Source organism: Agrobacterium sp. a22-2 (assembly GCF_012276985.1).
In the GTDB taxonomy this organism is placed as follows: domain Bacteria; phylum Pseudomonadota; class Alphaproteobacteria; order Rhizobiales; family Rhizobiaceae; genus Allorhizobium.
Genome location: NZ_JAAXMM010000009.1, coordinates 85,102 through 100,879 on the forward strand (window position 1 = coordinate 85,102; position 15,778 = coordinate 100,879).

General features: G+C 62.6%; 14 protein-coding genes. 1 reads left to right on the top strand and 13 read right to left on the bottom strand.

The window, feature by feature from the left end; all coding sequences use genetic code 11:
* Position 1: 1 nt before the first annotated feature.
* The 9 genes from HFC70_RS15225 to HFC70_RS15265 form a co-directional block, all read right to left on the bottom strand.
* Positions 2 to 505, bottom strand: coding sequence for a GNAT family N-acetyltransferase (locus HFC70_RS15225; protein ID WP_168474117.1), 504 nt, complete (start codon positions 503 to 505; stop codon positions 2 to 4).
* On the bottom strand, positions 502 to 2,328 hold the full coding sequence (glmS, locus tag HFC70_RS15230; protein WP_168474118.1) for a glutamine--fructose-6-phosphate transaminase (isomerizing): 1,827 nt from the start codon (positions 2,326 to 2,328) through the stop codon (positions 502 to 504). The genes HFC70_RS15225 and glmS overlap by 4 nt, the downstream gene beginning before the upstream one ends.
* 113 nt (positions 2,329 to 2,441) lie before the next feature.
* Positions 2,442 to 3,803 carry a bifunctional UDP-N-acetylglucosamine diphosphorylase/glucosamine-1-phosphate N-acetyltransferase GlmU gene (gene glmU / locus HFC70_RS15235; protein WP_168474119.1) on the bottom strand — a complete coding sequence of 454 codons (1,362 nt, stop codon included), beginning with the start codon at positions 3,801 to 3,803 and terminating at the stop codon, positions 2,442 to 2,444.
* Positions 3,804 to 3,927: 124 nt separating this feature from the next.
* Positions 3,928 to 4,671: a FadR/GntR family transcriptional regulator gene (locus tag HFC70_RS15240; RefSeq protein WP_168474120.1), complete on the bottom strand. Its 744-nt coding sequence runs from the start codon at positions 4,669 to 4,671 to the stop codon at positions 3,928 to 3,930.
* 21 nt (positions 4,672 to 4,692) lie between these two features.
* Positions 4,693 to 5,655 (bottom strand): galactofuranose ABC transporter, permease protein YjfF, encoded by a 963-nt coding sequence (yjfF, locus tag HFC70_RS15245; RefSeq protein WP_168474299.1) that lies wholly within the window; start codon positions 5,653 to 5,655, stop codon positions 4,693 to 4,695.
* A gap of 11 nt (positions 5,656 to 5,666) precedes the next feature.
* Positions 5,667 to 6,674, bottom strand: a complete 1,008-nt coding sequence (locus HFC70_RS15250) for an ABC transporter permease (protein ID WP_168474121.1) — start codon at positions 6,672 to 6,674, stop codon at positions 5,667 to 5,669.
* A complete protein-coding gene (ytfR, locus tag HFC70_RS15255; RefSeq protein WP_168474122.1) occupies positions 6,671 to 8,194 on the bottom strand; it encodes a galactofuranose ABC transporter, ATP-binding protein YtfR in 1,524 nt (507 codons plus the stop codon). The genes HFC70_RS15250 and ytfR overlap by 4 nt, the downstream gene beginning before the upstream one ends.
* A gap of 116 nt (positions 8,195 to 8,310) precedes the next feature.
* The gene (ytfQ, locus tag HFC70_RS15260; protein WP_168474123.1) at positions 8,311 to 9,273 is read right to left on the bottom strand and encodes a galactofuranose ABC transporter, galactofuranose-binding protein YtfQ; all 963 of its coding nucleotides are present in this window, start codon (positions 9,271 to 9,273) and stop codon (positions 8,311 to 8,313) included.
* A 216-nt stretch (positions 9,274 to 9,489) separates the two neighbouring features.
* The gene (locus tag HFC70_RS15265; RefSeq protein WP_168474124.1) at positions 9,490 to 9,861 is read right to left on the bottom strand and encodes a cupin domain-containing protein; all 372 of its coding nucleotides are present in this window, start codon (positions 9,859 to 9,861) and stop codon (positions 9,490 to 9,492) included.
* Positions 9,862 to 10,200: 339 nt separating this feature from the next.
* Here HFC70_RS15265 and HFC70_RS15270 point away from each other — a divergent pair, with 339 nt between their 5' ends.
* Positions 10,201 to 10,839 carry a glutathione S-transferase family protein gene (locus tag HFC70_RS15270; protein WP_168474125.1) on the top strand — a complete coding sequence of 213 codons (639 nt, stop codon included), beginning with the start codon at positions 10,201 to 10,203 and terminating at the stop codon, positions 10,837 to 10,839.
* A 128-nt stretch (positions 10,840 to 10,967) separates the two neighbouring features.
* On the opposite strand, the gene HFC70_RS15275 is transcribed toward HFC70_RS15270, so the two are convergent.
* From HFC70_RS15275 to HFC70_RS15290, 4 genes are read right to left on the bottom strand one after another with little or no spacing between them, the layout of a single operon-like run.
* Positions 10,968 to 12,041: a BMP family ABC transporter substrate-binding protein gene (locus HFC70_RS15275; protein WP_168474126.1), complete on the bottom strand. Its 1,074-nt coding sequence runs from the start codon at positions 12,039 to 12,041 to the stop codon at positions 10,968 to 10,970.
* A 37-nt stretch (positions 12,042 to 12,078) separates the two neighbouring features.
* Entirely contained in the window at positions 12,079 to 12,996 is a 918-nt protein-coding gene (locus HFC70_RS15280) for an ABC transporter permease (RefSeq protein WP_168474127.1), read from the bottom strand.
* Positions 12,993 to 14,087, bottom strand: coding sequence for an ABC transporter permease (locus HFC70_RS15285; protein ID WP_168474128.1), 1,095 nt, complete (start codon positions 14,085 to 14,087; stop codon positions 12,993 to 12,995). Before HFC70_RS15285 ends, HFC70_RS15280 begins: the two co-directional genes overlap by 4 nt.
* Entirely contained in the window at positions 14,077 to 15,633 is a 1,557-nt protein-coding gene (locus tag HFC70_RS15290; protein ID WP_168474129.1) for an ABC transporter ATP-binding protein, read from the bottom strand. The genes HFC70_RS15285 and HFC70_RS15290 overlap by 11 nt, the downstream gene beginning before the upstream one ends.
* Between the last annotated feature and the right edge of the window lie 145 nt (positions 15,634 to 15,778).

A 15,778-nucleotide genomic window follows, 5' to 3' on the forward strand; every position in this document is an offset into this window, starting at 1 on the left:
GTTATGCTGCACTGCCATAAAACGCAGGATGGAAGGCGACAATGCCGGATGGCACAGACCCTCGCAAGGGCAAAATCATGAAATATTCGGCCGGCAAATCCGGATAGGTCAAACTGGCGTGATGACCGAACCCGAACTTGGGGTAAAGCTGCGGGCTGCCGACCACGACGCAGCCCTCAGCTCCCAGATCCCGCAGGCGGTCCAGACCCTCGCGGATCAGCTTGGCGCCGATGCCCTGACCCTGGCGATCCGGACGCACGGATACCGGTCCGAGCCCGAACCAGCCGCGCTCGCCACCCGACAGCGTCGCGGGCGAGAAGGCGATATGGCCGATGATGCCGTCCTCGTCTTCGGCCACAAGGGAGATGGTCAAGCCATGGGCGGCGCGCAGGCGCGTCACGATCAGGTGTTCGGTCTGGTCGCTGTAATCCTTGCCGGCAAAGGCTGCCTCAGTGATTTCGCCGATCGCCTCTTCATCGCCCGCTTGCTCGGCGCGGATCATCATTCCACCGTGACCGATTTGGCCAGATTGCGCGGCTGGTCGACATCGGTGCCCATGAAGACGGCGGTGTGATAGGCGAGCAGCTGGATCGGCAGCGAGAAGACCATCGGCGAGATGATTTCCGCGACATTCGGCAGAACGATGGTCGCCATGGTCGGCAGCTTGGAGGCGGCCGCCCCCTTCTCGTCGGTGATGAAGATGATGCGGCCACCGCGGGCGGCGACTTCCTGCATGTTCGATACGGTTTTTTCGAAGAAGCGGTCATGGGGGGCGATGACGATGACCGGCATGTTCTCGTCGATCAGCGCGATCGGACCATGCTTCAATTCGCCCGCCGCATAGCCTTCGGCATGGATATAGGAAATCTCCTTCAGCTTCAGCGCGCCTTCCATGGCGAGCGGATAGCTGGTGCCGCGGCCGAGATAGAGCACGTCCTTGAACTTCGACAGTTCGCGGGCAAGGCTCTCCATCTGCGGCTGGATATCGTTCAGCACCTTGCTCATGATGCGCGGCATTTCGGCAAGGCTGCGCACCAGCTGCCTTTCATCGGCGGGGGTCACCGTGCCGCGCGCCTTGCCGGCACCGATGGCCAAGGCCGCCAGAACCGCCAGCTGGCAGGTGAAGGCCTTGGTCGAGGCGACGCCGATCTCCGGGCCAGCCAGGATCGGGAACACCGCGTCGGCCTCGCGGGCAATGGTCGATTCCTTAACATTGACGATGGCGCCGATCTTCAGGCCCTCGTCCTTGCAATAGCGCAGGCAGGCCAGCGTATCGGCGGTTTCGCCGGACTGCGAGATGAACAGGGCTGCCTGATCCGTGGACAGCGGCATTTCGCGGTAGCGGAACTCGGAGGCGACATCGATCTCGACCGGCAGGCGGGCATAACGCTCGAACCAGTATTTGCCGATCAGGCCGGACAGATAGGCAGTGCCGCAGGCCGAGACGGCAAGACCCCGCAAGGCCTTGAAATCGATGGCCGAGACATTCGGCTTGATCGAATGGTCCTGGAAATCGACATAGTGCGACAGCGCGTGGGAAATGACTTCCGGCTGCTCGTAGATTTCCTTTTCCATGAAATGGCGGTGATTGCCCTTGTCGACCATGAAGGCGGTCGCCTGGGAGATCTGGTGCGGGCGTTTCACCGGCTTGCCGGAGAAATCCATGATCTCGGCGCCGCCGTGATGGATGATGGCGCAGTCGCCATCGACCAGGTAGGCGATCTCGTTGGTAAAGGGGCTGAGGGCAATGGCATCGGAGCCGAGGAACATTTCGCCCTTGCCGAAGCCAATGGCCAGCGGCGGGCCGAAGCGGGCCGCCATGATCGTATCCGGGTCGTCCTGAAACATCACCACCAGCGCATAGGCACCGGTCACCTGGTTGAGCATGGCGAGCATGGCGGCGCGGTTGTCGAGGCCCTGGCGGCGATACTTGGCGAGCAGCTGGGCGACGACTTCGGTGTCGGTCTGGGTGGTGAATTCGGCCCCTTCCGCCGTCAGCGCATCGCGCAGCTCGGAAAAATTCTCGATGATGCCATTGTGCACGACGGCGACGCCCTCGACGAAATGCGGATGGGCATTGGTCTCGTTGGGCACACCATGGGTAGCCCAGCGGGTGTGGGCAATGCCGATCGTGCCGGCCAGCGGTTCGTCGGACAGTTTCTTCTCAAGATTGAACAGCTTGCCTTCGGCACGGCGGCGCTCCATGGCGCCGTCGTGGATGGTGGCGACGCCGGCGGAATCATAACCGCGATATTCGAGCCGCTTCAGGGCGTCGACAAGACGCTCCGCCACCGGCCTGTTACCGACAATACCGACGATGCCGCACATGAAATTCTCCGTCTGGCTTTACTCTGTGGCGCCAGTCCTAATGATTTTCGCAAATTCCGCAATCGCGAAGGCGGTCACATTCGGTATCGTACGGTTACGCTTTCCGGACGAACTCAGTGTCCGGTTTTCTTCGCTGCCTTGGCTGCCAGGTTGCGAGCGCGGATCTCCTTGGCGCGGCCCGGCTTGATCTCCTGACGGGCGCGGCCGAGCGCCAGCGCATCGGCTGGCACGTCGTCAGTAATGACGCTGCCCGAGGCAACGAGGGCGCCGTCGCCGATCGACACCGGGGCTACCAGCGACGAGTTGGAGCCGATGAAAGCCCCCTCGCCGATCCGGGTGATGTGCTTGTTCACGCCATCGTAATTGCAGGTGATGGTGCCAGCGCCGATATTGGTGTCAGCCCCCACGAAGGCGTCGCCGATATAGGTGAGATGATTGACCTTGGCGCCCCTGCCGATCTCGGCCTTCTTGACCTCGCAGAAATTGCCGACCTTGGAACCCTCGGCCAGATTTGCGCCGGGCCGCAGCCGCGCGAAGGGGCCGACCGTTGCGCCGCTTGCCACATGGGCGCCTTCCAGATGGGAGAAGGCATGGATGACCGCGCCGGCTTCGATCACGACGCCCGGACCGAAGACGACGTTGGGCTCGATCAGCGCGTCCTGGCCGATCACCGTATCATAAGCGAGAAAGACGGTTTCGGGCGCGATCATGCTGACCCCGGACAGCATCAGCTCATGGCGGCGGCGCTCCTGCCAGACCCGCTCGATCTGTGCCAGTTCGGCGCGGTTGTTGCATCCGGCAAGCTCGGCCTCCGGCGCATCGACAGCGACGGCCTTGCCGCCGGCCGAGCGGGCGATTTCGACCAGATCGGTCAGATAATATTCGCCCTTGGCATTGGCATTGCCGATGCGCTGCAGCAGGTCGAGAGCCTTGCGGCCGTTGATGGCCATCAGTCCGCTATTGCACCAGGTGACCTGGCGCTCGGCGTCGGTGGCGTCCTTTTCCTCGCGGATGGCGACCAGTTCGCCATTGTCGACGAGCAGTCGTCCATAGCCGGTCGGCCGGTCGGTGTGAAAACCGATCACCGCGATGTCATTGCCGGCGGCAAGGGCGGCCCGGGCGGCCAGAAGCGGGCCTTCGGTGATCAGCGGCACATCGCCATAGGCGACGAGAATTTCGTCATAACCCTGGGCGATCACGTCGCGAGCGGTCAGCACGGCATGGCCGGTGCCAAGGCGCTCAGTCTGCAGGACGGGCGTCACCTGCAGGCCATCGACTCTAGCGGCCTTGGCCACGGCCTCGGCGTCGCGGCCGACGACCAGCGCCACGTCCGCGATACCGGCTTTGGCGATGGCCGCCATGACATGGGCGATCATCGGCCGGCCAGCGACCGGATGCAGCACTTTCGACATCGAGGATTTCATGCGCGTGCTGTCGCCCGCGGCAAGAATAACGGCCAGACAGCTGCGGTCCATGTCACACTCCCGAATATGCGTCGTCAAAAAGGTGGGATCAGCTACCACGCAGAACCGCCTTTCGGCAAGGCACGGCGAAGAGCGGCTCGCCTTGGGCAGATCAAACGATGAGGGGACGGAAGGATCAGCCGCGCTGCGCGGCAAAGCTTGCCTGCGCCCGGTCCCGGCCGACCAGGATGACCTTTTCCATGGCGGCACGTGCGCCGGCCGCATCGCGGGTCTCGATCGCCGCGACGATGGCCATGTGCGAGGCCTTGACGTCGGAGACCCGCATTCTATCGGCGGGTGTCGAGGACAGCTTGAAGGCGCCGACCAGCGCCGCCTTGATCAGGCTGCCGAGCGTGCGCATGAACGGATTGCCGGACGCATTGGCAAGCGCCATATGGAAGCGCAGATCGGCGATCGCCAGGCTTTCGGTGGTGTGGTCGGGATTGCCGAGATCCTCGGCCAGACGCCGCAGGATGTCGATCGCCTCCGGGGTTGCCTTTTCGGCGGCAAGGGCGGCCGCTGCCGGCTCGAAGGCCAGGCGGATTTCATAAAGACTGAGCAGGAATTCCTCGCTGACGCCGCATTCGAAATGCCAGGTCAGCACATCGCCATCGAACATGTTCCAGAATTGCCGGTCGGTGACGCGAGTGCCGATACGGGCTTTCGGCACGACCAGCCCCTTGGCGGCCAATGTCTTCATCGCCTCGCGCAGCACCGTGCGCGATACGTGGAAGCGTTGCGCCAGCTCCAGATCGCCCGGCAGGACGCTGCCGACCGGAAACTCGCCGCTGATGATCGCCGTACCGATCTCATCGACGACCTGGCCGTGGCTGGTGCGCGAGCCGGTTATCGTCACGGGTCCGAGCAATCCGTTGTACAAGATGAAGCCCCTTCTCTCTCGTCATCCACTGCCTTTGCGCGACAGGGCGAGGATGCCCTTCTGCAACAGGATGAAGGCAAACAACAGTAGGCCGATGAGGATTTTCGTCCACCAACTGGAAAGGGTCCCGTCAAAGGTAATGTAAGTCTGGATCAATCCCTGGATGAGAATGCCAATGAATGTGCCGGCGATGAAGCCAGACCCGCCGGTCAGCAGCGTTCCGCCGATCACCACGGCTGCGATCGCGTCCAGTTCGACGCCGACCGCCGAGAGCGGATAGCCGGCCGAGGTGTAGAGCGAGAAGACGATGCCGGCCAGACCGGCCAGCAGGCCCGATAGCGCATAGGTGAGGATCGTCGTGCGGCCGACCGGAACGCCCATCAGCCGTGCCGTCTGCACACCGCCGCCCAGCGCATAGACATTGGCGCCGAAGCGGGTGCGGTGGGCAATCAGCGCGCCGACGATGAAGACCAGGATCATGATGCCGCCGATCAGCGTCAGGCGCCCGCCGCCCGGCAGCTTGTAGAAGGTCTTGCGCATCACCGAGTAGAAGTCGTGGGCAATCGGGATGCTGTCGATCGACAGCACGAACGCCATGCCGCGCGCCAGAAACATGCCGGCCAGCGTCACGATGAAGGACGGCATTTCCAGATAATGGATCACCGCCCCCATCAGGGCGCCGAAGGCCGTGGTGATGACCAACAGCAGCGCAAAGGCGACGACGGGATGAACGCCGGTGTTTTCGAGCAGGACCGCCAGAAACACGCCGGCAAAGGCAATCACCGCGCCGACCGAGAGATCGATGCCGCCCGACAGGATGACGAAGGTCATGCCGACGGCGGCAATGCCGAGGAAGGCGTTGTCGGTCAGGAGATTGCTGATCACCCGGACCGACAGCATGGCCGGGAACTGCAGGGCGCAGACCGCATAGGCGGTGATGAAGATGACGACGGTGGCCAGGACCGGAAGATAGCGGGCATTCAGGGTCATCGGCATCACTCCCCGGCACCGCTTGGCGCACGCCGGACATAGGCGCCGAGCTGCTGCAGGGCGGGCGACTGGATGACGAGAATGATCACGATAATGGCGGCCTTGATGATCAGGTTGAATTCCGGCGGGAAGCCGGAGAGCAGGATGCCGGTGTTGATCGACTGGATGATCAGCGCGCCGAGCAGCGAGCCGGCAATGCTGAACCGGCCGCCGAGCAGCGAGTTGCCGCCGACCACCACGGCCAGGATGGCATCGAGTTCCAGCCAGAGGCCGGCATTGTTGGCGTCGGCGCCCTTGATGTCGGCGGCAACGATCAGGCCGGCGATGGTAGCGGCCAGGCTGCAGAGGCCATAGACGACGATCAGCAGGACGGGCGTGCCGACCCCCGACAAGGTGCTGGCGCGACGATTGATGCCGACCGATTCGACCAGCATGCCGAGCGCCGTGCCGCGCACCAGAAAGGCAATGGCGATGGCAAAGGCGATGAAGATCAGCACCGGCATGGGCAGCAGAAACAGTGCGCCGCTGCCGATGAACACCAGGCCCGGATCGGTGAAGGTCAGGATCGTGCCCTCGGTGATCAGCTGCGCAATGCCGCGGCCGGCCACCATCAGCACCAGGGTGGCGATGATCGGCTGGATGCCGAGCACCGCGACCAGCACGCCGTTCCACAACCCGCACAACAGGCCGGTGACCAGAACGAGACCAAGCGTGTAAAGAAGCGACGCGCCGCCGGAGATCGTCGCGGCAGCCACGGCACCGGTGATGGCAATCACCGCGCCGACGGAAAGGTCGATGCCCTTGGTGGCGATGACCAGCGTCATGCCGACGGCCAGCAGCGCCACCGGCGCACCGCGGTTCAGCACGTCGATCAGACTACCATAGAGCCGGCCGTTCTGGATCTCGATGTCGAAGAAGCCTGGAAAGGCCAGCACATTGAGGGTCAGGATGACGGCCAGCGCGATCAGTTGCGGGGCCAGACGGCCGGCGAGCGGTTTCAGATGCTGGATCATGCCGCACTCCCTTCGACCGCCTGCGCGGCAATGGCCTCGACGATATGCGCCGTGGTCATTTCCGGTCCCGACAGTTCGGCCACATGGCGCCGGTCGCGCAGCACCACGACCCGCGAACTATAGGCCAGCAACTCCTCGAGTTCGGAGGAAATGACCAGCAGCGACAGGCCCTTGGCGCACAACTCCTCAATCAGCTTGATGATTTCGGCGTGCGCCCCGACATCGATGCCGCGGGTCGGCTCGTCGAGGATCAGGAATTGCGGATCGGTGGCCAGCCAGCGGGCCAGGATGACCTTCTGCTGGTTGCCGCCCGACAGCAGACGGATCGGCTTTTCGCGATCCGTGGTGCGGATGTCGAGGGCGGCGATATAGTGATCGGCGAGTTCCACCTGTTCGCGCATCGACATGGGCTTCAGCCAGCCGCGCCGCGCCTGCAGGGCCAGCGCGATATTCTCGCGGATCGACAGGTCGCCGACGATGCCGTCGATCTTGCGGTCTTCCGGGCAGAAGCCGAAGCCGAGGCGGATGGCCTCGCGCGGACTGCCGATCCTGGCCGGCTTGCCGTCAATTTCCGCCGTGCCGCTATCGGAGGGGCGCACGCCGAACAAGGTCTCGGCGGTCTCTGTCCGTCCCGAGCCGAGAAGGCCGGCCATGCCGACCACTTCGCCGGCGCGGATCGAGAGATCGAAGGGTTGGACGCGCCCTCGCCGGCCAAAGTTGCTGAAACTGTAGCGGATGGGGCCGTCCGGCTCCGTGGTAGCGTGGTGGCCGGCCTCGATGGCAGCCAGTTCACGGCCGAGCATCATCGAGATCAGTGCCTTGCGGTCCAGCGACGCGGTTTCCGCCGTGCCGACCAGGCAGCCGTTGCGCAGCACCGTGACACGGTCGGCGACTTCATAGACCTGGCCGAGGAAATGGGTGATGAAGACGATGCCAAGGCCCTTCGCCTTGAGATCGCGCATGATGCGGAACAGCATCTCGACCTCCTGCGCATCAAGGCTGGCGGTCGGCTCGTCGAGGATCAGCACCTTGCCGGAGAGATCGACAGCACGGGCGATCGCCACGACCTGCTGGATGGCGACAGAATAGACCGAGAGTTCGGCCTTCACATCGATGTCGATGCCGTAGCCTTCCAGCAATTGCCGGGCCTGTTCGTTCATGCGGCGGGTGTCGATCAGGCCGAAGCGGCGCGGCTGGCGGCCGAGATAAAGGTTTTCGGCGACCGTGAGGTTACCAAGCAGATTGACCTCCTGGTAGACGGTGCCGATGCCGAGCGATTGGGCGGCGTGGGTGTCTTTCGGGTCGATTTCGGCGCCGTCGAGCACGATCCGCCCGTCATCGCGCCGATAAGCGCCGGTCAGGCATTTCACCAGGGTCGATTTGCCGGCACCGTTTTCGCCGAGCAGCGCATGGATCTCGCCGCGTCGAAGATGGAAATCGACATGGTCGAGGGCGGTCGCACCGGGGAAATACTTGCACACCCCGCTGGCCGCGAGAATAGCGTTCGAAATTTCTGTCATGCTTGCCTCAGCCACCACTTCAACTGGCCCGCCGGAGGCTTTCGCACTCCGGCGAGTTATCTCTGTTCAGGGTCGGCTTCTCCTGCGAACAGCTAACCCTGACGGGAAATGAAGTCTTAGTAGCCGAGGCCCTTCTTCTCTTCGTAGACCTTCTTCGGATCGTCGGCCTGGGTGTAGAGCTTCGATTCGGTCTGGATCCACTTCGGCGGCAGGGTGCCGTCCTTCTTGAAGGCTTCGAGCGCATCGAAGGCCGGGCCTGCCATGTTCGGCGTCAGCTCGACGGTGGCATTGGCTTCGCCGGCCGCCATGGCCAGGAAGATGTCCGGAACGGCGTCGATCGACACGACCAGGATGTCGGTGCCCGGCTTCAGGCCGGCTTCCTTGATCGCCTGGATGGCGCCCACGGCCATGTCGTCGTTATGGGCGTAGAGGGCGCAGATGTTCTTGCCGCCGTCTTCGGCCTTCAGGAAGCTTTCCATGACTTCCTTGCCCTTGGTGCGGGTAAAGTCGCCGGTCTGGCTGCGGACGATCTTGAGGTTCGCCTTGCCGGTGATGCCCTCTTCAAAGCCCTTCTTGCGGTCGATGGCCGGCGAGGAGCCGGTGGTGCCCTGCAGTTCGACGATGTTGCAGGCCTTGTCGCCCACCGTCTTGGCCAGCCATTCGCCAGCAACCTTGCCTTCATGCACGAGGTCGGACGTGACCGCCGTCATGTAGAGTTCCTTGTCGGCATCGACGGTGCGGTCGAGCAGGATGACCGGGATTTCGGCTTCCTTGGCTTCTTCCAACACTTCGTCCCAGCCGGTGGCAACGACCGGCGCGACCAGGATCGCGTCAACGCCCTGGGCGATGAAGGAGCGCAGCGCCTTGATCTGGTTTTCCTGTTTCTGCTGGGCATCGGCGAATTTCAGGTCGATGCCGCGCTTTTCGGCCTGCTGCTTGGTCAGCGTGGTTTCCGCCGCGCGCCAACCCGACTCAGAACCGATCTGCGAAAATCCGACGACGAGGCCTTCGGCCTGGGCCGTGGCGAACATGCAGCCAGCAAGCATCGTGGCGCTGGCAAGCGCTTTAAAAAACTTCATGATTTCCTCCCTAAGTGTCACCTCCCGTGACACGCCCCATTAATCATACAATATGACTTTTGTAAATGTGGCCTTGCGGGGAATTACCAGAAATCAATTGGGAAAAACAAAAAGGGCGCCGCCGGGACGCCCAGTTCCTGGCTGAAAGCTGGAATCCCCTTTGTCGCAAAAAGCCAATCGCGACATTCGGACTTTTGTACCTGGTTTTCGCGACAGTTAGACCCAGATATCGTTCTGGGCTGTGCGGTCGCCGCCAGCATGACCGGTGTTAAGGACGCCGCGTGGTTCGATTAGGAGAAGGTGAACTTCCCTCTCCGCGAAAGGCTTATGCTCGACTCCCTTCGGAACAACGAACATTTCGCCGGGGCCTATCGACACCGAGCCATCGCGAAAATCAATCCGTAACTGACCGCTAAGAACGATGAATGTTTCGTCCGTATCGGCATGCTGATGCCAGATGAAATCCCCTTCGATACGCACCGCCTTGAACTGGTAGTCGTTCATTTCCGCTATGACACGCGGTTGCCAAAGATCGGTGATCTTCGCAAGCTTTTCCGAGAAGTTGATGGCGTGGTGTTGTGTTACCATTTTATCTTGCTCCATTGTTCAATGAGCAACACTAGGAATTTACGCCGCTCTGATCTTGAACGATTGTGCAGCGCTCAACCGGGTCAGTTTCCCCCAGCGGCTAGGTGTAAGGCCGAAAGCGTTGCGGACATGCCTCGTCAAGTGCGCCTGATTTCGATGCCCAATAGCCCGAGGCGGCGTTGTTGGGCGTTTTGAGATGGGCTATTTGGTTCAAAAAGTGCAACGTTTCGAGCATAAGCAGCAGTGGGCGCGACCTGTTGCTGAGAGGTCTGCCATGGCATAAACCCTCATGGACGCGGCCGGGTTTGGATCACATGGCATTTGCCGGAGGGTAAGCAGATGACCGCACAACCGCGCCTCTTCGGAGCAGATTACAGCGTTTACGTGCGAATTGCGCGACTATGCCTGATGGAGAAAGGCATCGAATATCACCTTGTTCCGCTCGATATCTTTGCAGACGGCGGTCCTCCAACCGACTACTTGGCGAAGCACCCATTCGGACGCATTCCTGCATTCGAGCATCACGAGTTTAGCCTCTATGAGACCGGTGCCATCGCTCGATATATTGATGAAGCGTTCGAGGGGCCGCAACTTCAGCCCTCAGATCCGGTGCAGCGTGCACGATGCAATCAGTTGATCAGCATTGCTGACAACTATGCCTATCCTCACCTGGTGTGGGGTGTTTACGTGGAGCTGATATCGAAACCCGGCAGAGGTGTTCCCACTGACGAGGACAAGCTCGCGGCAGCTCTCGCGAAAGCACGAAACTGCCTGGCGGCGATGTCCCAACTGATGAGAGACGGTCCATGGCTGGTTGGCGAGCAGCTAACGCTAGCCGATTTGTACGCCGCGCCCATGTTTGACTATTTCCTGATGACATCCGAAGGGGCGGAACTCATCCGTCAATACGGAAATCTCCAGGATTGGTGGACCCGTATGGCGCTACGGCCTTCAATGGCAGCAACCAAACCGTCCTAGTTTTCAGACAGTCTGTCCGACCGACGCGACGGTTCTGCGACTGAGTGGATCCTGCCATCGCTTCGCCAAAAGCAAAGGGCGCCACCGGGGCGCCCTCGTCATTCTCGTCGGGTTCAATACAGAACCGCTTACTGCGGCAGCTTGTCGTCGACGCCTTCGACGTAGAAATTCATGCCCAGCAGCGTGCCGTCGTCGGCCTTTTCGCCGTCCTTCAGCCATTCCGAGCCGTCCTGCTTCTTGATCGGGCCGGTGAAGGGATGCAGCTCGCCCGACTTGATCTTGGCTTCGGTGGCTTCCGCCATCGCCTTCACGTCGTCCGGCATGTTGGTATAGGGCGCCATGGTGAGAATGCCGTCCTTCAGGCCGTCCCAGCTCTGCTGCGACTTCCAGGTGCCGTCGAGCAGGGCCTGGGTCCGCTTGATGTAATAGGCACCCCAGGTATCCTTGATGGCGGTCAGCTGGGTGTTCGGGCCGGCGGCGATCATGTCGGAGGCCTGGCCGAAGGCCTTGATGCCGCGTTCCTGCGCGACCTGCATCGGCGCTGTCGTGTCGGTGTGCTGGGTCAGGATATCGACGCCCTGGTCGATCAGCGCCTTGGCGGCGTCGGCTTCCTTGCCCGGGTCGAACCAGGTGTTGACCCAGATGACCTTCATCTTGAAATCGGGATTGACCGACTTCGCGCCGAGTTCAAAGGCATTGATGCCCATGACGACTTCCGGGATCGGGAAGGAGGCGATGTAGCCGGCGACGCCCTTGGCAGACATTTTTCCGGCGATCTGACCGGCGATATAACGGCCTTCATAGAAACGCGAATTGTAGGTGGCGACATTGTCGGCCGATTTGAAGCCGGTGGCATGTTCGAACTTCACATCCGGGAATTTTGCGGCAACCTTGATAGTCGCATCCATGAAGCCGAAGGAGGTGGTGAAGATCATCGCGCAGCCCGAACGGGCCAGGCGCTCGATGGCCCGCTCGGCATCCGGGCCTTCCGGCACGCTTTCGAGGAACGGCGTTTCGATCTTGTCGCCGAAATGGGCCTGCAGCTCCTGGCGGCCGATATCATGAGCCTGGGTCCAGCCGCCATCGGTCTTGGTGCCGACATAGATGAAGCAGACCTTGGTCTTTTCCTGGGCCTCGGCCCCGACGGTGAACCCGCCGAGCGCGGCCGTCGTCGCAACGAGTGCTATGAGCAGTTTCTTCATGGTAACCCCTATCCGTTTTCGTTGATATCCAGGTGTTTTAGCGGTCCGGCACAAAGGGCTTGCCCAGGGATGCCGGTGTGTTGATCAGCGTGGTGCGCCGATTATGGGAAATTATGATCAGCACGACAATGGTCGCGACATAGGGCATTGCCGAGAGGAATTGCGACGGCAGGCCGATGCCGAAGGCCTGGGCATGCAGCTGGCCGATCGACACGGCGCCGAACAGGTATCCACCGGCCAGAACCCGCCAGGGACGCCAGGAGGCAAAGACCACCAGCGCCAGCGCGATCCAGCCGCGGCCGGCCGACATGTTCTCCACCCATTGCGGCGTATAGACCAGCGACAGCTGCGCACCGGCAAGTCCCGCGCAGGCGCCGCCGAACATCACGGCGAGATAACGGGTGCGGATGACCGAGATGCCGAGGGCATGGGCCGAACTGTGGCTGTCGCCGATGGCCCTAAGCTTCAGGCCGGCCCGGCTCTTGAACAGGAACCAGTTGACGCCGACGACCAGCGCGATCGACAGGTAGAAGACGATATCCTGGTGAAACAGCAGCGGTCCGACAAAAGGAATATCGGACAACAGCGGAATGACGATCGGCTGCAGCTTGACGCCGGGAATGCCGACAAAGCTCTCGCCGAGCATGCCGGATATACCAAGGCCGAGAATGGTCAGCGCCAGGCCTGTCGCCACCTGGTTGGCCACCAGCGTCAGAGTGAGAAAGCCGAACAGCAGCGAAAAGGCAGCGCCCGACACGATGCCGGCCAGAAGGCCGACGAAGGGCGAGCCGGACAGCTGGGCGGCGGCGAAGGCGCAGACCGCGCCCATGATCATCATGCCCTCGACCCCGAGATTGAGAACGCCCGAGCGCTCGGTCACCAGTTCGCCGACCGAGGCGATGACCAGCGGCGTGGCGGCGGTGATGACGGTCAGGAGAATGGCTTCGATGATCATCTTGCATCTCCCTTCAGAAGGCGACGGCTCTTGTCGAAGACGATGCGCACCTTGTAGAGGATCAGCGCGTCGCAGGAGAGCACGAAGAACAGCAGCAGCCCCTGGAAAACGCGGGTCACCTTGTCGGAGACACCGATCGACAGCTGTGCGCCCTCGCCGCCAAGATAGGTCAGCGCCAGCACAAGGCCCGAGGCGATGATGCCCAGCGGGTTGAGCCGGCCGAGGAAGGCGACGATGATCGCCGTGAAGCCGTAACCCGGCGAAATGCTCGGCTGCAGATGGCCGATCGAGCCGGACACTTCGGAAATGCCGGCAAGGCCCGCCAGCGCGCCGGAGACCAGCATGGAGAACCACACCATGCCCTTCGACGAGAAACCGGCAAACCGCCCTGCCCGTTCGGACTGGCCGAGCACCACGACTTCGAAGCCCTTCAGCGTATAGCGCATCAGGAACCAGACGCCGATGGCGGCGATAATGGCAAAGGCAAAGCCCCAATGGGCGCGGCCAGAAGCCAGCATTTCCGGCAGCACGGCCTCGGTGACATAGGAGCGGCTCTGCGGGAAATTGTAGCCCTGCGGATCGCGCCAGGGTCCGCGCACCAGCCAGTCGAGCAGCAATTGGGCGATATAGACCAGCATCAGGCTGGTGAGGATCTCGTTGGTATTGAACCTTGTCTTCAACAGCGCCGGGATCGCGGCATAGAGCGCGCCGCCGGCCATGCCCATCAGCAGCATCAGCGGCAGGAGCAGCGGCGAATGCCATTCGTAGAACAGGATCGGCAGGATCGACCCCGTCATCGCGCCGACGGTGAACTGGCCCTCGGCGCCGATGTTCCAGTTGTTGGAGCGATAACAGAGGGACAGACCGACGGCGATCAGGATCAAAGGTGCCGCCTTGATCGCCAGTTCGTGCAGCGACCAGACTTCCAGCAGCGGCTCGATGAAGAAGCTGTAGAGGGCCGACACCGGGTCCTTGCCGAGCAGCGCGAACATGATGCCGCCGAACAAGACCGTCAGCGCCAATGCCAACAGCGGCGACAGCACCTGGAACAGGCCCGATGTGCGGCTGCGTTTTTCCAGCTCAATGCGCATGGGCAGCCTCCCCGGCATGCATGCCGCCCATCAGGATGCCGATCCGCTCGCGGGTCATGGTCTTGGCGGGATAACTTTCCGACAGCCGGCCTTCGGAGATCGCGGCAATGCTGGTCGCCACTTCGAAGATCTCGTCGAGATCCTGGCTGATGACCACGACAGCCGAGCCGCTGCGGGCCAGATCGACCAGGGCCTGGCGGATGCGGCTGGCAGCGCCGGCATCGACGCCCCAGGTCGGCTGGTTGACGACCAGGACGGCGGGTTGGCGGTCGAGTTCGCGCCCGACGATGAATTTCTGCAGATTGCCGCCCGACAGGGAGCCTGCCGCAGGGTCAACGCCGCTCTTGCGCACGTCCATGGCTTCCGAAATACGGGCGGCGGCCGTGCGGACGGCGTCGTGGCGGATCAGTTTCAGAAAACCGCCGCCGAGAAAGGCCTTGCGATCCGACTGGTTGCGCGCCAGCAGCAGGTTGTCGGAGAGGCTGAGCGCCGGAACGGCGGCATGGCCATGGCGCTCCTCGGGCACGAAGCCGGCGCCCATCAACCGACGCGCCGAAATGCCGAGCCGGCCAACCGCCTTGCCGCGGATGCGGATGCGCTCGTTGTCTTCGACGGGATATTCGCCGGACAGCGCGTCGAACAGTTCCGACTGGCCATTGCCGGCCACGCCGGCGATCGCCAGCACCTCGCCTGCCTTGACCGACAGGGACAGTTTTTTCAGCGGCATGGCAAAGGGCGAGCGCGGCCGGACGGTGAGATCGGTAATCTCCAGCTGCACGGCGCCAAGCGGCGCGTCTTCTTCCTGGTAGACACTGGCGACTTCGCCGCCGACCATCATGCGGGCGAGCGACGCCGGCGTTTCCTGGCGGGGATCGCAGGCGCCGGTCACCCTGCCGTGACGCAGCACCGTGGCGCGGTCGCAGATGCGCTGCACCTCTTCAAGGCGGTGGCTGATATAGAGAACCGAGCGGCCCTCGCTCCTCAGCTTTTCCAGCGTCTCGAACAGCCGGTCGGCTTCCTGCGGCGTCAGGACCGAGGTCGGTTCATCGAGAATGATCAGCTTGGGGTTCTGCAGCAGGGCGCGGACGATCTCGATGCGCTGGCGTTCGCCGACCGACAGATCGGCCACATGGGCGTCGGGATCGAGCGGCAGGCCATAGGCCTTTGACAGTTCGGCGGCCTTTTGCGAAATGGTGCCGATCGATGTCTTGCCGTCGAGCGACAGGGCGATATTCTCGGCCACCGTCAGCGCTTCGAACAGGGAGAAATGCTGGAAGACCATGCCGATGCCGAGCTGGCGGGCCGCTCCCGGCGAGGCGATTTCGACGGGCCTGCCCTGCCAGACGATCCGGCCGGATGTCGGCGCCAGCACGCCGAACAGCATTTTCACCAGGGTCGATTTGCCGGCGCCGTTCTCACCCAGCAGCGCGTGAATTTCGCCTGGCCGGATGTCCAGGTCGATGGCATTGCAGGCCGTGAAGGCGCCGAACATCTTGGTAAGCTGGCTGACCGAAAGCAGCGCGTCCGGTACTGCTGTTTGCGACACATATCCCCCTTGCCACGCAGTCTCCGGGCGATGACCGCCCGATCCCCATGCGTGGTCGTTACCGATACTCATTGCCCCGACCGGCTTGCCGCTTGCGACCGGTCCGGGCTCATTTCCCACTATTGATACCCGGATTGCTGCCACG

Coding starts and splice junctions, on each gene's coding strand:
- HFC70_RS15225 (WP_168474117.1), bottom strand. CDS start 505: ATGATGATCCGCGCCGAGCAAGCGGGCGATGAAGAGGCGATCGGCGAA.
- glmS (WP_168474118.1), bottom strand. CDS start 2,328: ATGTGCGGCATCGTCGGTATTGTCGGTAACAGGCCGGTGGCGGAGCGT.
- glmU (WP_168474119.1), bottom strand. CDS start 3,803: ATGGACCGCAGCTGTCTGGCCGTTATTCTTGCCGCGGGCGACAGCACG.
- HFC70_RS15250 (WP_168474121.1), bottom strand. CDS start 6,674: ATGATCCAGCATCTGAAACCGCTCGCCGGCCGTCTGGCCCCGCAACTG.
- ytfR (WP_168474122.1), bottom strand. CDS start 8,194: ATGACAGAAATTTCGAACGCTATTCTCGCGGCCAGCGGGGTGTGCAAG.
- ytfQ (WP_168474123.1), bottom strand. CDS start 9,273: ATGAAGTTTTTTAAAGCGCTTGCCAGCGCCACGATGCTTGCTGGCTGC.
- HFC70_RS15265 (WP_168474124.1), bottom strand. CDS start 9,861: ATGGTAACACAACACCACGCCATCAACTTCTCGGAAAAGCTTGCGAAG.
- HFC70_RS15270 (WP_168474125.1), top strand. CDS start 10,201: ATGACCGCACAACCGCGCCTCTTCGGAGCAGATTACAGCGTTTACGTG.
- HFC70_RS15275 (WP_168474126.1), bottom strand. CDS start 12,041: ATGAAGAAACTGCTCATAGCACTCGTTGCGACGACGGCCGCGCTCGGC.
- HFC70_RS15280 (WP_168474127.1), bottom strand. CDS start 12,996: ATGATCATCGAAGCCATTCTCCTGACCGTCATCACCGCCGCCACGCCG.
- HFC70_RS15285 (WP_168474128.1), bottom strand. CDS start 14,087: ATGCGCATTGAGCTGGAAAAACGCAGCCGCACATCGGGCCTGTTCCAG.